Genomic DNA, 14,752 nt, shown 5'->3' on the forward strand with positions numbered 1-14,752 from the left:
TTATAATGTCTATAGTTCTCGTATCCAAGAAAGGAAAATAAAAACATGATCAACCGTTACTCTCGCCCTGAGATGGCGAACATTTGGAGTGAAGAAAATAAATACCGTGCTTGGCTTGAGGTGGAAATCTTGGCTGACGAGGCATGGGCTGAGTTGGGAGAAATCCCTAAGGAAGATGTGGCTTTGATTCGCGAAAAGGCGGACTTTGACATCGACCGTATTTTGGAAATTGAGCAGGAGACTCGCCATGATGTGGTGGCTTTCACGCGTGCAGTTTCTGAGACTCTTGGTGAAGAGCGCAAGTGGGTTCACTATGGTTTGACTTCTACCGACGTGGTGGATACGGCCTATGGTTACCTTTACAAGCAAGCCAACGACATCATCCGTCGTGACCTTGAAAACTTCACTAACATTATCGCTGATAAGGCTAAGGAGCACAAGTTCACCATCATGATGGGGCGTACCCACGGGGTGCATGCTGAGCCGACAACTTTTGGTCTTAAATTGGCGACTTGGTACAGCGAAATGAGGCGCAATATCGAGCGTTTCGAGCATGCGGCTGCTGGTGTTGAAGCTGGTAAAATCTCTGGTGCGGTTGGGAACTTTGCCAACATCCCACCATTCGTAGAGCAATACGTCTGCGACAAATTGGGTATCCGTGCTCAAGAAATCTCTACACAGGTGCTTCCTCGTGATCTTCACGCTGAGTACTTTGCAGTTCTTGCTAGTATCGCAACTTCTATCGAGCGTATGGCAACGGAAATTCGTGGTCTACAAAAATCTGAGCAACGCGAAGTAGAAGAATTCTTTGCCAAAGGTCAAAAAGGATCTTCAGCAATGCCTCATAAACGCAACCCAATCGGTTCTGAAAATATGACGGGTCTTGCGCGTGTTATCCGTGGTCACATGATCACAGCTTATGAAAATGTCGCTCTCTGGCACGAACGCGACATTTCCCACTCATCAGCTGAGCGCATCATCACACCAGATACAACCATTTTGATTGACTACATGCTCAACCGTTTCGGAAACATCGTCAAGAACTTGACTGTTTTCCCAGAAAACATGATCCGCAACATGAACTCTACGTTTGGTCTTATCTTTAGCCAACGTGCTATGTTGACCTTGATTGAAAAGGGTATGACTCGTGAGCAAGCCTATGACCTAGTGCAACCAAAAACAGCCTACTCTTGGGATAATCAAGTAGACTTTAAACCGCTTCTCGAAGCAGATCCAGAAGTAACATCGCGCCTCACGCAAGAAGAAATCGACGAAATCTTTAATCCTCTTTACTACACTAAACGAGTGGATGATATCTTTGACCGTCTTGGACTGGGTGATTAATTAAAAAATAAACAGCGAGCTTTGATCTCGCTGTTTATTTTTTATCGAAAAGACTTAGTCTTCTTTTCTTTTAGTGAGTCCATAGGCTGCTAGTGAGGCCATGAGTCCTGCGACTGCTAGTCCTGCAGAATCGTGACTTCCTGTTTCAGGAAGTTTTTTCTCTGTTGCCACAGGAGCTGGACCTTGAGGAAGAACTTTGCTTTCCTCAGCAGGAGCAGTTGCTGGAGCTGGTTGGCTTGGGATTTCTAGTTTTGGTTTTTCTTCAGCAATAGCGGCTTGTCCGTTTTCATCGCCTACATGTGTTACCATAGTTCCGACTTCGACTATTTGAGTAACAGCTTCCTTCGCTACGACACTATTTACAAGTGTTTTCACTTCCTTGCCATCGGCAGAAGTGCTCACAGAGTAGAAGTTTGTACGGCGCCCGTTGACACCTTTAGTAAGGACTTGCGTTTTTCCTTTGAGCAAGAGTGGATTTTCACGAGTCACTGTGGTAAATGGAATTTCTTCTTCTTGGATATCCAGTCTAGGTTTTGTTTCTGCAACTGGAGCAAGATCACGTTCATCACCTACATGTGTTACCATAGTTCCGACCTCAACAATTTGCGTAACTGCTTCTTTGGTTACAAGACTATCTACAAGTGTTTTCACTTCCTTGCCATCAACAGTGCTCACAGAGTAGAAGTTGCTGCGATGTCCATTGACGCCCTTAGTAATGACTTGTGTTTTTCCTTTGAGTAAGAGTGGATTTTCACGAGTCACTGTGGTAAATGGAATTTCTTCCTCTTGAATATCCAGTCTAGGTTTTACCTCAGTAGTTGGTGCAAGACCACTTTCATCACCCTTGTGAGTTACAGGAGCGCCGACTTCAACCACTTGGTTTACAACTTCTTTGGTTACCTGGCTATCAAGGACTGTTTCTGTTGTTTTTCCATTTTCAGTGAGTACAGAGATGTAATGAGTTCGTTCACCTTTGACTCCTGCTGTAATAATATTTTCCTGACCAGCTGGGAGGTTAGGATTTTCTTTCTTGATAACTTCAAATGGAATTTCTTCAGTTCTTGTGATGAGTTCTGGACTGGTTTCAACATTGGCAGCCACTTCATTTTCATCCAGGCTTCCTGAATGAGTTGCAGCTGGTTTAAGACCTAAGCGAGCGGCTTTTAGGTTGGCTACAAGTGTGTCAAGCTCAGCTTGTTTATTACGGTTGAGGTTGTAATTTAGAGCTGTTTTAGCTGCGTCAAGGGCCTCAAGACTTTCTGTGCTATATCCGTCTAAGTTTGTAGGAATTTTAGCTAATTCTTCGCGGAGAGCATTATAATTAGCACGGAAGTAGTCTTTGTTGTGGTCTGCAAAGGCAGTCATAAGTTCAAAGATTTCTTCCTCCTTGTACTCAGCGCTTGGTCTATCTGCCCAGATAGCAAGCATACTTCCGACTGTTGGAAGGTCTACTTCAGGATATTTGGTAGAAGCTAGTTGATTGAATGGTGTTTTTCCAGTATTCTCAATAGCTTTTTTGAGGAAACCACCACCATCTTCTGGTTTTTGACCGAGAATGTAGTACCAGTCACCGTTGGTATTCAAGAACTTATAACCCTTGCTTGCTAGGTATTGAGGTGATGCGAGGTTGTAGCCCCACCAGCCTTTAGACCAGTAAGAAATCAAGACATCTTTGTCAAACTGAACATCGTCCTTGTCCTCATAGTAGAAGCCATCGTTGAAGGCCATTGGTTGAAGCCCTCTTTCCTTAGCCATAGCAGCAAGGGTGTTGGCATATTCGGCAAACTTGCCATAGAGTTGATACCATTTGAGGTAGTACCAGCCTTGGGCACTAGTCGCATCGTTAGCGTATTCGTCAGTACCAAAGTTGAAAATCTTTGTTTTTCCTGCAAAGAAGTCCATGTATTTACCGATGAGGGCTTTTACAAAGTTCATCGCTTCTTCGTTTCTCAAGTCCATAGTTGTTTTGGAGACTTTGTCAAAGTGGGCTTGAGGATTTTTAATACCCAATTTTTCCATGGCAACCAGCATAGCATCCATGTGACCTGGACTGTTAATAGCTGGGATGAGACCGATGCCCTTAGATTTAGCGTATTCAATTAGTTCTGTCACTTCTGCCTGTGTTAGTGCAGTGCCGTTTGGATCGTCGTAGTAAGCTTTAGTTCCTTCGATAATAGCTTTTTTAACGTCATCACTAGCATAGGTTTTTCCATTGGCAGTAATGGTCATATCATCGAGTAGGAAGCGAAGTCCGTCATTTCCTAGAAGGAGATGAACATCAGAATATCCGAGCTCACTGGCCTTATCTACGATGCGTTTGAGTTGGTCAAGAGTAAAGTATTTGCGTCCAGCATCGATTGAAATCACCTTGTTTTTGGCAAGTTTTTCAACCTCACGTTTAGCATCTTCTTCTTTTTGAGCTTCTGGTGTGAAGGTCAAATTGCTGACTGCTTCTTGAAGTTTTGCAATTGCTTGGTCAATCGTGTCTTGTTGGGCACGGCTGAGGTTGCTATCAAGTGAACGGATGACTTTTGCCGCTTCGTTAACCGCTGCGACGCTTTCTGCAGTATAACGGTTAAGGTCTTTTGGTACCTCGTTAAGTGCTTTTTTTGCAGACTCATAATCAGCTGCGAAGTATTCAGCGTTAGAATTTGCGAATTGACGCATGAGTTTGAAGAGGCGTGACGGTGAATAACGTGCAGATGGAGTGTCGGCCCACGCAGCTACCATACCACCGATGAATGGAATAGTTGCTCCGTCGGATTTTGGTACTGAAGTGATTGGAGTGTTCTTGATACCGTTTAAGCCTTGATCAAGGTTGTACCAACCTTGGCCATCTGCATTTCGCCCAAGAACATAGTACCAAGCATCGTTAGTGTTTAGGATTTGGTGACCTTTTTCTACTAGAAGTTTAGAAGAAGCGACGTCGTAACCTCCCCAACCACCAGTCCACATTGAAACGATGATATCTTTGTCAAACGTTCCGAAGCTAGTATCACTATTGTAGTAGATACCATCATTGAAAGCCATTGGTTTTAGACCGTGCGATTTTACAATACGAGCTAGGTCATTGGCGTAGGCAATAAATTTTTCATAGCCTTTTACAGGGTAGCCTTCGTTTGGATAGTATTTATCAGCTTGAAGAACGCTCCAACCTTTAGCGTTTGTTGCATCATTGGCATATTCATCCAGTCCGATGTTGAAGATTTCAGTCTTTTTCGCGAAATAAGCAGCATATTTATCGATAAGGGCTTTTGTAAAAGCGACTGCTTGTTCGTTGTCAAGATCGACAGTACGGGCTGATTCCTTCCCAAAATAGTTAAAGTTAGGGTTTTGGATTCCCAATTCTTTCATGGCATTGAGGATTGCATCCATGTGACCAGGACTATTTACTGTTGGAATGAGACCGATGCCTTTATCTTTGGCATAGTTAATCAGATCTGTCATTTGACTTTCTGTTAAGTGATTGCCGTTTGGATCGTTGTAATAATCATTTGTACCTTTTTCAATGGCACGTTTGACATCGTCACTCGCATAGGTCTTGCCGTTAGCTGTGATGCTCATATCGTCCAACATGAAGCGGAGTCCATCATTTCCGACTAATAGGTGTAAATCAGTGTAGCCATAATGTTTCGCTTTGTCAATGATTTCCTTGAGTTGTTCTGGTGAGAAATATTTACGTCCAGCATCAATAGAAACAATTTTCTTTTTCGCTAGTTTTTCATTTACAGTTGCAGCACGTTCCTTTCCTGCCTCTGTTGCCGGTTTGTCAGCCTCTGCTTTCGCTTCATCTTTTTTAGCTGGTTTATCCTTGTCAGTCTTGTCTGTATTTGACTCTTTAGAATCAGCCTCTTTCTTAGGGCTAGTTTCTTCTGCCTTTTTATTAGCAGTTTCTTTTTCAGCAGAAGTTGGCGTTACCACTTCTGCTTTATCACTAGGAGTTGAACTAACTTCCTCTTGTGGTTTTTCTTCTGTTTTTGGACGACTAGCTACCTTATCAGTAGCTGGAATTTCTGTTTCTACAGTTTTTGGAGCTTCTGGTTGAAGCTCTGCTTTAGGTGTTTCCTCAGTCCGATTTTCGGATGATTGAGGGGAATCAGAAACCGTATGGATGGTCGGTTGGTTTTCTGTAGTAGTAGGAGTAACTCCATCGGCTGTAACAGTCTGTGCTTGGAAGGCGAATCCAATTAGAACAGAAGCTGCTCCTACAGCGTATTTACGAATAGAAAAACGCTGTTGTTTTTCATGTTTCATTGCAAAACCTCCTGATTGCATTGTTATATTGATAGCGTTTACATAAATCAACACCTTTATTTTATTTCTTATATTAACGAGAGTCAAGAGGAGATGACAAAAAACTATAATAAGTATAAAAAAATATAAAATTTAAACTTAAGATTTCAGATTGGTCGGAAAAGATACATATATATATCTAGTAGAATCTTTTTGGTTCTATTTCTATAAAATATTCCACAAATTATAGAATCTTCCAAAAATAGGTAAGCGCTACCTTTTTGATGTGGTATAATAAGTATAGAAAAAGCCCAAGCGTTTAGGCTCAGGCTTTCTTCTTAGTGATCACGGTCACATGAAATGAATTTGATTTTGTAGTAATCCGCTCGTTTGTATGTTTCGCTGAATGCGAGAACTTGACCAGTAGACTCTAGTTTAGTAGTCTTGGTTTGTAAAACGGTTGGGAATTGTTCATCGACTCCGAGGATCGAAGCCGCATGTTCTGGAGTTGGAAATGCTATTTCATTGATTTCTTCAAAATGTTCATCATTCATGTGAATGTGGTAATCCAATTTGAAACGGTTATAGATAGAGCTATAATATTCAAGATTTGGATAATTTGCGTTGATGTATTGTTCTGGGATGTAAGATGTATGGTAGATGTAGACAACACCACCTGTTTCGCGTACGCGTTCAATCTTGTAGTAGAACTGATCTCCGCGTAGTCCGAGTTTTTCTAAGTAGCTTAGTTTGTTTCCACGCTCAATAGAAAGGACGGTAACTTTATCATCTTTAGTTTCAAAAACTTCTACATCTGAAAACTCTACGAGTTTGTGTTTGCGTGCGCGTGAAACGAATGTACCCTTTCCTTGTTGACGGACAATATAGCCATCCTTGGCAAGGTCGTTTAAAGCGCGAACAACTGTGATAGAACTAACATCATACATTGCAATCAATTCAGCTTCAGTGTAGAATTTATCTCCACTGGCAAATTGACCAGAAATGATTTTGTTCTTTAATTCATCTTTAATATATTGATACTTTGGAATTGCCATATTTTCACCTCGATTTTCCTTCTCCGTTAAAGATTTTACCATAAAACTGGAAAGAATAGTAGCCTTTTGAATAAAAAAATTAGAATAATAGGCTATAAGGTTAATTTACATAGGAATAAATAGAAAAATCTACATTTTTATACATGGTACTAAAATGTTGTTATGACTATAAATTACAAGATTTTTATAAGTTTTTTGTGTAAAATTTAGTGAAAAATGAAAAAAATTGTGAAAACCTATTGACAAATGTAAGATATTGAGATATATTTACTATATCAACAAATGAAAGCGTAAACTTTATTGTCAGAAGGTAAGAATATGACACGATTTGAGATACGGGATGATTTTTATCTCGATGGAAAATCATTTAAGATTTTATCTGGCGCCATTCATTATTTTAGGGTTCCTCCAGAAGATTGGTATCATTCGCTCTATAACTTGAAGGCTCTTGGTTTTAATACAGTAGAGACTTATGTGGCCTGGAATTTACACGAGCCTCGTGAGGGTGAGTTTCACTTTGAAGGAGCTCTGGATTTGGAGCGATTTCTTCAGACAGCACAAGATTTGGGTCTCTACGCTATCGTTCGTCCGTCACCCTTCATCTGTGCGGAGTGGGAATTCGGTGGCTTACCAGCCTGGCTCTTAACAAAGAATATGAGACTTCGTTCCTCAGATCCTGCTTATATTGAAGCTGTCGGTCGCTACTATGACCAGCTCTTGTCACGATTGGTGCCACATTTGTTGGACAAGGGTGGCAATATCATCATGATGCAGGTTGAAAATGAGTATGGTTCTTATGGAGAAGATAAGGCTTATCTGAGAGCAATTCGACAGTTGATGGAAGAGCGTTGCGTAACCTGTCCTCTCTTTACATCAGATGGTCCATGGAGAGCTACTCTGAAAGCTGGAACCTTAATCGAAGATGACCTCTTTGTGACAGGGAACTTTGGTTCTAAGGCACCTTATAACTTTTCACAGATGCAGGAATTCTTTGATGAGCATGGCAAGAAATGGCCGCTCATGTGTATGGAGTTCTGGGACGGCTGGTTCAATCGTTGGAAAGAACCGATTATCACACGGGATCCAAAAGAGTTGGCAGATGCAGTTCGAGAAGTTTTGGAACAAGGCTCTATCAATCTTTACATGTTCCACGGTGGTACAAACTTTGGCTTCATGAATGGTTGCTCAGCTCGAGGGACTTTGGACCTGCCACAAGTTACATCTTATGATTACGATGCCCTTCTAGATGAGGAAGGAAATCCAACTGCCAAATATCTGGCAGTCAAGAAGATGATGGCAACACATTTTCCAGAGTATCCGCAGTTGGAGCCACTCTACAAAGAGAGTATGGAGTTGGATGCTATTCCACTAGTTGAAAAAGTTTCCTTGTTTGAAACCTTGGATAGCTTGTCAAGTCCAGTAGAAAGCCTCTATCCTAAAAAGATGGAGGAGTTGGGACAAAGCTATGGCTATCTACTTTATCGAACAGAAACAAACTGGGATGCAGAAGAAGAAAGACTTCGTATCATTGACGGTCGAGATAGGGCTCAGCTTTATGTCGATGGTCAGTGGGTTGAAACCCAATATCAGACAGAGATTGGGGAAGATATTTTTTATCAAGGTGAAAAGAAAGCGCTATCTAGGCTAGATATCTTGGTAGAAAATATGGGGCGTGTCAACTATGGACACAAGTTCTTAGCGGATACGCAACGTAAGGGAATTCGGACAGGGGTTTGTAAGGATTTGCACTTCTTACTAAACTGGAAACACTATCCACTCCCACTAGACAATCCTGAGAAAATTGATTTTTCAAAAGGATGGACAGAAGGACAACCAGCCTTTTACGCTTATGACTTTACAGTCGAAGCGCCAAAAGATACTTACCTAGACTTGTCTGAGTTTGGTAAGGGAGTTGCCTTTGTCAATGGGCAGAACCTAGGACGTTTTTGGAACGTTGGCCCAACCCTCTCGCTTTATATCCCTCATAGCTACCTCAAGGAAGGTGCCAACCGCATCATTATCTTTGAAACAGAAGGTGAATATAAAGAAGAGATTTATTTAACTCGTAAACCTACACTAAAACATATAAAGGGGGAAAATTTATGACAATTGTAGGATGCCGTATCGATGGACGTTTGATCCACGGACAAGTAGCCAATCTTTGGGCTGGAAAACTAAATGTTTCACGTATTATGGTTGTGGATGACGAAGTTGTCAACAACGACGTTGAAAAGAGTGGTTTGAAATTAGCGACACCACCAGGTGTGAAATTGAGTATTTTGCCAATTGAGAAAGCGGCAGCCAATATTCTTGCTGGTAAATATGATAGCCAACGTCTCTTTATCGTGGCTCGTAAACCAGACCGCTTCCTTGGTTTGGTCGAAGCAGGTGTACCACTTGAAACTCTCAATGTTGGGAATATGTCTCAAACACCAGAAACTCGTGCCATTACACGTTCTATCAACGTAGTGGACAAGGATGTGGAAGATTTCCACAAATTGGCAGAAAAAGGTGTTAAACTTACTGCTCAAATGGTTCCAAATGATCCAATTTCAGACTTTTTGAGCTTATTAAAATAGGAAAAAATTTTTAGGAGGTCATTGTTATGATACAATGGTGGCAAATTTTACTTCTCACTTTGTACTCAGCTTATCAAATCTGTGATGAGTTGACGATCGTTTCATCTGCAGGTTCCCCTGTATTTGCTGGTTTCATTACTGGTTTAATCATGGGAGATGTGACTACTGGTCTGTTTATCGGTGGTAGCTTGCAATTGTTCGTTCTTGGGGTTGGTACCTTCGGTGGTGCTTCTCGTATCGACGCAACTTCTGGTGCGGTTCTTGCAACAGCATTCTCAATCTCTCAAGGTATTGATACAGACCTTGCGATTACAACAATCGCTGTGCCAGTAGCAGCTCTCTTGACTTACTTCGACGTTCTTGGACGTATGACAACTACTTTCTTTGCACACCGTATTGATGCTGCAATCGAACGCTATGACTACAAAGGAATCGAACGCAACTACTTGCTTGGTGCGATTCCATGGGCTCTATCTCGTGCCCTTCCAGTCTTCTTCGCGCTTGCCTTTGGTGGTGCCTTTGTACAACACGTAGTAGACCTAGTTAAAGAATACCAATGGCTTGCAGATGGTTTGACACTCGCAGGACGTATGCTTCCAGGTCTTGGATTTGCAATCTTGCTTCGTTACCTTCCAGTTAAACGTAACCTTCACTACCTTGCAATGGGATTTGGTTTGACAGCTATGTTGACTGTTCTTTACTCATATGTAACAGGTCTTGGTGGCGCTGTTGCAGGTATTATCGGTACTCTACCTAAAGATGTTGCTGAAAAAATTGGTTTCGTGAACAACTTCAAAGGATTGTCTATGATTGGTATCTCTATCGTAGGTATCTTCCTAGCAGTGCTTCACTTCAAAAATAGCCAAAAAGTAGCTGTGGCAGCACCTTCTACACCATCAGAAAGTGGGGAAATCGAAGATGACGAATTCTAATTACAAACTTACAAAAGAAGATTTTAATCAAATCAACAAACGTAGCTTGTTTACTTTCCAATTAGGTTGGAACTACGAACGTATGCAAGCTTCTGGTTACCTTTACATGATCTTGCCTCAATTGCGTAAAATGTATGGGGATGGAACTCCTGAATTGAAAGAAATGATGAAAGTTCATACTCAATTCTTCAATACTTCACCATTCTTCCACACTATTATCGCTGGTTTTGACCTTGCCATGGAAGAAAAAGATGGTGTAGGTTCAAAAGATGCCGTTAACGGTATCAAGACAGGTTTGATGGGACCATTCGCTCCTCTTGGAGATACTATCTTTGGTTCACTTGTACCTGCTATCATGGGATCTATCGCAGCAACTATGGCTATCGCTGGCCAACCATGGGGAATCTTCCTTTGGATCGCAGTTGCAGTTGCTTATGACATCTTCCGTTGGAAACAGTTGGAATTTGCTTACAAAGAAGGGGTTAACCTTATCAACAACATGCAAAGTACTTTGACAGCTTTGATTGACGCTGCATCTGTACTTGGTGTCTTCATGATGGGTGCTCTTGTAGCAACAATGATTAACTTTGAAATTTCTTACAAATTGCCAATCGGTGAAAAAATGATTGACTTCCAAGATATCTTGAACTCAATCTTCCCACGCTTGCTTCCAGCAATCTTTACTGCCTTTATCTTCTGGTTGCTTGGTAAGAAAGGTATGACTTCTACTAAAGCTATCGGTATCATTATCGCTCTTGCAGTAGGTCTTTCATTCATCGGTAAATTCTTGCTTGGAATGGGCGCATAATTTATGGTTAAATCATTAATTTTGGTGAGCCATGGTCGTTTTTGTGAAGAACTTAAAGGTAGCACTGAAATGATCATGGGTCCACAAGACAACATTCATGCAGTGGCTCTTCTTCCAGAAGATGGACCAGAAGACTTTACTGCAAAATTTGAAGCTGCTATTGAAGGATTGGATGATTTCCTAGTCTTTGCGGATCTTCTTGGTGGTACACCATGTAACGTGGTGAGTCGCTTGATCATGGAAGGTCGTGATATTGACCTTTACGCAGGGATGAATCTTCCAATGGTGATTGAATTTATCAATGCGAGCCTTACAGGCGCAGATGCGGACTACAAGAGCCGTGCTGCAGAAAGCATTGTGAAAGTCAATGACCTGTTAGCGGGCTTCGATGATGACGAAGACGAATAAGATGTGACAACGTGAAAATCGTTAGAGCATTTTATATAGAATATACATGGGAATGGGGCTTACTCCCATTCCCATATTTGATAGAAAAAGAGGAACTCAATGCTACATTATAAAAAAGAAGACTTGCTCGAATTAGGTGCAGAAATCACTACACGTGAAATCTACCAACAACCAGGTGTATGGACAGAAGCTTTTGAATCTTATCAAGAAAAACGTGAAGAAATTGCAGCTTTCCTACAAGGAATTGCTGATAAACATAACTATATCAAGGTTATCTTGACAGGTGCGGGGACTTCTGCTTATGTAGGAGATACCTTGGTACCTTACTTTAAGGAAGTCTATGACGAACGCAAATGGAATTTCAATGCTATTGCGACAACAGATATCGTTGCCAATCCAGAAACTTATTTGAAAAAAGATGTGGCAACTGTCCTTGTATCCTTTGCTCGTAGTGGGAACTCGCCTGAAAGTGTGGCGACTGTTGATTTGGCCAAGGCCTTGGTAGATGAGCTTTACCAAGTGACGATTACTTGTGCAGCAGATGGTAAATTGGCTCTTCAAGCCCATGGAGATGACCGCAATCTCTTGCTCTTGCAACCAGCTGCCTCTAATGATGCTGGATTTGCCATGACTTCTAGCTTTACGTCTATGATGTTGACAGCTCTCTTGGTCTTTGATCCTACAGAATTTGCTGTTAAGTCTGAACGTTTTGAAGTTGTATCTAGTCTTGCACGTAAAGTTTTAGACAGTGTAGAAGATGTCAAAGAGCTTGTTGACCTCGACTTTAACCGTGTTATCTATCTAGGCGCTGGTCCTTTCTTTGGACTTGCTCATGAAGCTCAGCTCAAGATTTTGGAACTGACTGCTGGTCAAGTTGCGACTATGTATGAAAGCCCAGTTGGCTTCCGTCACGGTCCAAAATCTCTTATCAACGAAGATACAGTTGTTTTGGTCTTTGGTACAACAACAGACTACACTCGCAAGTACGACTTGGATTTGGTTCGTGAAGTTGCTGGTGACCAGATTGCTCGCCGTGTTGTGCTTTTGAGTGATCAAGCCTTTGGTCTTGCAAATGTCAAAGAAGTGGCCCTTGGTTGTGGCGGTGTCTTGAATGATATTTACCGTGTCTTCCCTTACATCGTTTATGCCCAACTCTTTGCCCTATTGACTTCACTCAAGGTAGAAAACAAACCAGATACACCGTCTCCTACAGGTACAGTAAACCGTGTGGTACAAGGTGTTATCATCCACGAATATCAAAAGTAATACTGCGTTTATAGATTCTTGATAAAGGAGTTTGTAAATCATACAAGTAAACCATAGATTGTCAGTAGGCTTTCTATGGTTTGTTTGCTTGAGAGAAATAGTAAAAGGAGAACAGAATGAAAGCATACACAGAGCGTGTATTTGGAAATGTTGAGGGCAAGGATGTCTTGGCCTATCGATTTGAGACAGACGGTGGCTACCAGCTTGAGGTTATGACTTATGGTGCGACCATCTTACGCTATGTCACACCTGACAAGACTGGAAATTTTGCCAATGTTATCTTGGGATTTGATGACTTTGACAGCTATGTAGGCAATAGCCCCAAGCATGGAGCGAGCGTAGGTCCTGTGGCAGGACGTATTGCAGGTGCGACCTTTGAGCTTAATGGCAAGAACTATGACCTTGAAGTCAACAATGCTAGCAACTGTAACCATAGTGGTTCAACTGGTTGGGATTCTAGCTTGTTTGAACTAGTTGAAGTGAGCGACCATGGTTTGACCCTCTACATAGAGCGTACAGATGGGACAGGAGGATTTCCTGGAAATCTCAAGATTTGGATCAGTTATCACTTGGAAGAAACTGGTGCCTATGAAATCAGCTACAAGGTAACGACAGATCAGGATACGCTGGTTAATCCAACCAATCACAGCTACTTCAACTTGTCTGGTGATTTCACACAGACAATTGACCGCCATGTCTTCCAACTAAACACAGAGGGCATTTATCCAATCGCTCCCGACGGTGTTCCGGCTAAAACTCCAGATGCTAATCGTGATGTGGTTAAACACATCTACAATGGTGCCTTGTTGAAAGACATCTTTGCAGAGGATGATGAGCAAATCCAACTGGTATCTGGTTTGGATCATCCATTCGCTCTTCCTGCAGGTCATGACAATGCTGGTTTCCTTTATGACCAAAATTCAGGTCGCTTCCTGCTTTTCAAGACAGAGGCTCCATGCTTTGTAGTCTACACAGCAAACTTTGTGGATGAGAGTGTCATCATAGGAGGTCAGCCAATGGTACAGCACAATGGGATTGCCCTTGAAGCGCAGGCTTTACCAGATGCCATTCATAGCGACCTCAAAGACAAAGTTATTCTTAAAGCCGGTCAAACCTTTACAAGCAAGACACGTTATGAGCTTGTTGTGAAATAAAAATTTAGAAATATGATAGGTGTTCCAGAAGTTAGGTATCTAATTTTAGGAATGCCTTTTATTATTCCCTTATTTGCATATCTATCCCTAGAATCTTTTAAAAAGTTGATGTATAATGGGAAGAGTTGTATATTTTGCTATAAATTAATATACTAATTTAAAAATGTAAAAAGAGGGGAATATGAATTTCAAAACTAGTGGAGAAAAAAGACAGAATTTCTCATTGAGAAAATTGGCAGTTGGCCTTGTATCTGTAGCAGTTGCGTGTTTCTTTTTGATGGGAACTGGCCTACAGACTGTATCTGCCCAAGAATCTCATGCCGTTAATTATACTTATGTTTTAGAGTCGGATTTGACTGATGAAGAGAAGACTCTCTTAGTTACATCCCTACCACAAGTAGCGGAAGAAACAGATGCTACCTACTATCTTGTTTATCGAGCAAATCAAGTACTACCCAACACAGGAGCTAGCTCTTCTCTAGGAACTGCTGCCTTAGTGGCAGGCCTTAGTTTGCTGGTCGTAGTGGTTCTTAAGGGACGTGATGGCAAGAGCAAGATTAGTCGATTCTTGTTAGTAACCAGTCTAGGAAGCCAGTTGCTGTCTCCAACTGTCCTTGCCTTGACTAGCGAAACACTAGCTGCCTACAACACTCAACTATCTGTTCAAGCAGGAGATGCTTTGCCAGCTCCGGTTGATATTCCTGGTTATACATACATTGGATATGTGAAAAATAAAGTAGACGTTGTTAAGCAATCAGATAAACAGAAGGCGCATGACAGCAAGTCTAACTTAGAAAATGTAGATAGCTTAACGATAGAGGAACAACAAGGAGGAACACCTTCTCCTATAGAGCCTCAACTACAAAAAAACAATGAAACTGTAGTGCAAGCAAAGGGGAGCCAAGAGCCGGGTCATGAGGGCGATGCCCTAGTTCAACCCGTTCAACCGACTTATACAGAACCCGTTAGCACC

The 14,752-nt window shown here is 41.7% G+C and carries 11 protein-coding genes; 9 read left to right on the top strand and 2 right to left on the bottom strand.

Translation table 11 applies throughout. The features are described 5' to 3' along the window. Nucleotides 1-45 precede the first annotated feature (45 nt). Entirely contained in the window at nucleotides 46-1,344 is a 1,299-nt protein-coding gene (purB, locus tag ADH52_RS02725) for an adenylosuccinate lyase (RefSeq protein ID WP_049509955.1), read from the top strand. 54 nt (nucleotides 1,345-1,398) lie between these two features. Here purB and strH read toward each other — a convergent pair whose 3' ends face one another. Beyond that, complete coding sequence (strH, locus tag ADH52_RS02730) at nucleotides 1,399-5,598, bottom strand: LPXTG-anchored beta-N-acetylhexosaminidase StrH (protein ID WP_049509957.1); 4,200 nt, start codon at nucleotides 5,596-5,598, stop codon at nucleotides 1,399-1,401. A gap of 317 nt (nucleotides 5,599-5,915) precedes the next feature. Beyond that, nucleotides 5,916-6,632, bottom strand: a complete 717-nt coding sequence (locus ADH52_RS02735; protein WP_049509958.1) for a GntR family transcriptional regulator — start codon at nucleotides 6,630-6,632, stop codon at nucleotides 5,916-5,918. Between the two features lie 318 nt (nucleotides 6,633-6,950). Between ADH52_RS02735 and ADH52_RS02740 the strand changes: the two genes are divergently transcribed. The 8 genes from ADH52_RS02740 to ADH52_RS02775 form a co-directional block, all read left to right on the top strand. Continuing rightward, nucleotides 6,951-8,738: a glycoside hydrolase family 35 protein gene (locus ADH52_RS02740; protein WP_049509961.1), complete on the top strand. Its 1,788-nt coding sequence runs from the start codon at nucleotides 6,951-6,953 to the stop codon at nucleotides 8,736-8,738. Continuing rightward, nucleotides 8,735-9,211, top strand: a complete 477-nt coding sequence (locus ADH52_RS02745; protein WP_000156970.1) for a PTS sugar transporter subunit IIB — start codon at nucleotides 8,735-8,737, stop codon at nucleotides 9,209-9,211. Before ADH52_RS02740 ends, ADH52_RS02745 begins: the two co-directional genes overlap by 4 nt. Before the next feature lie 26 nt (nucleotides 9,212-9,237). Beyond that, a complete protein-coding gene (locus tag ADH52_RS02750; RefSeq protein ID WP_049509962.1) occupies nucleotides 9,238-10,143 on the top strand; it encodes a PTS mannose/fructose/sorbose/N-acetylgalactosamine transporter subunit IIC in 906 nt (301 codons plus the stop codon). After that, nucleotides 10,130-10,951, top strand: coding sequence for a PTS system mannose/fructose/sorbose family transporter subunit IID (locus ADH52_RS02755; RefSeq protein WP_049509964.1), 822 nt, complete (start codon nucleotides 10,130-10,132; stop codon nucleotides 10,949-10,951). Before ADH52_RS02750 ends, ADH52_RS02755 begins: the two co-directional genes overlap by 14 nt. 3 nt (nucleotides 10,952-10,954) lie before the next feature. Further along, nucleotides 10,955-11,359, top strand: a complete 405-nt coding sequence (locus ADH52_RS02760) for a PTS sugar transporter subunit IIA (RefSeq protein WP_080977888.1) — start codon at nucleotides 10,955-10,957, stop codon at nucleotides 11,357-11,359. 99 nt (nucleotides 11,360-11,458) lie between these two features. Then, complete coding sequence (locus tag ADH52_RS02765; RefSeq protein ID WP_049509966.1) at nucleotides 11,459-12,625, top strand: SIS domain-containing protein; 1,167 nt, start codon at nucleotides 11,459-11,461, stop codon at nucleotides 12,623-12,625. A gap of 116 nt (nucleotides 12,626-12,741) precedes the next feature. Continuing rightward, nucleotides 12,742-13,779, top strand: a complete 1,038-nt coding sequence (locus tag ADH52_RS02770) for an aldose epimerase family protein (protein WP_049509968.1) — start codon at nucleotides 12,742-12,744, stop codon at nucleotides 13,777-13,779. Between the two features lie 181 nt (nucleotides 13,780-13,960). Beyond that, nucleotides 13,961-14,752: YSIRK-type signal peptide-containing protein (locus ADH52_RS02775; protein WP_049509970.1), on the top strand; the 792-nt coding region annotated here is incomplete at its 3' end.

This window comes from Streptococcus pseudopneumoniae (genome assembly GCF_001072665.1).
Lineage (GTDB): Bacteria > Bacillota > Bacilli > Lactobacillales > Streptococcaceae > Streptococcus > Streptococcus pseudopneumoniae_S.

What these genes read in the sequence shown, in the direction of transcription:
- purB (WP_049509955.1), top strand. Translation starts at nt 46, where the DNA reads ATGATCAACCGTTACTCTCGCCCTGAGATGGCGAACATTTGGAGTGAA.
- strH (WP_049509957.1), bottom strand. Translation starts at nt 5,598, where the DNA reads ATGAAACATGAAAAACAACAGCGTTTTTCTATTCGTAAATACGCTGTA.
- ADH52_RS02735 (WP_049509958.1), bottom strand. Translation starts at nt 6,632, where the DNA reads ATGGCAATTCCAAAGTATCAATATATTAAAGATGAATTAAAGAACAAA.
- ADH52_RS02740 (WP_049509961.1), top strand. Translation starts at nt 6,951, where the DNA reads ATGACACGATTTGAGATACGGGATGATTTTTATCTCGATGGAAAATCA.
- ADH52_RS02745 (WP_000156970.1), top strand. Translation starts at nt 8,735, where the DNA reads ATGACAATTGTAGGATGCCGTATCGATGGACGTTTGATCCACGGACAA.
- ADH52_RS02750 (WP_049509962.1), top strand. Translation starts at nt 9,238, where the DNA reads ATGATACAATGGTGGCAAATTTTACTTCTCACTTTGTACTCAGCTTAT.
- ADH52_RS02755 (WP_049509964.1), top strand. Translation starts at nt 10,130, where the DNA reads ATGACGAATTCTAATTACAAACTTACAAAAGAAGATTTTAATCAAATC.
- ADH52_RS02760 (WP_080977888.1), top strand. Translation starts at nt 10,955, where the DNA reads ATGGTTAAATCATTAATTTTGGTGAGCCATGGTCGTTTTTGTGAAGAA.
- ADH52_RS02765 (WP_049509966.1), top strand. Translation starts at nt 11,459, where the DNA reads ATGCTACATTATAAAAAAGAAGACTTGCTCGAATTAGGTGCAGAAATC.
- ADH52_RS02770 (WP_049509968.1), top strand. Translation starts at nt 12,742, where the DNA reads ATGAAAGCATACACAGAGCGTGTATTTGGAAATGTTGAGGGCAAGGAT.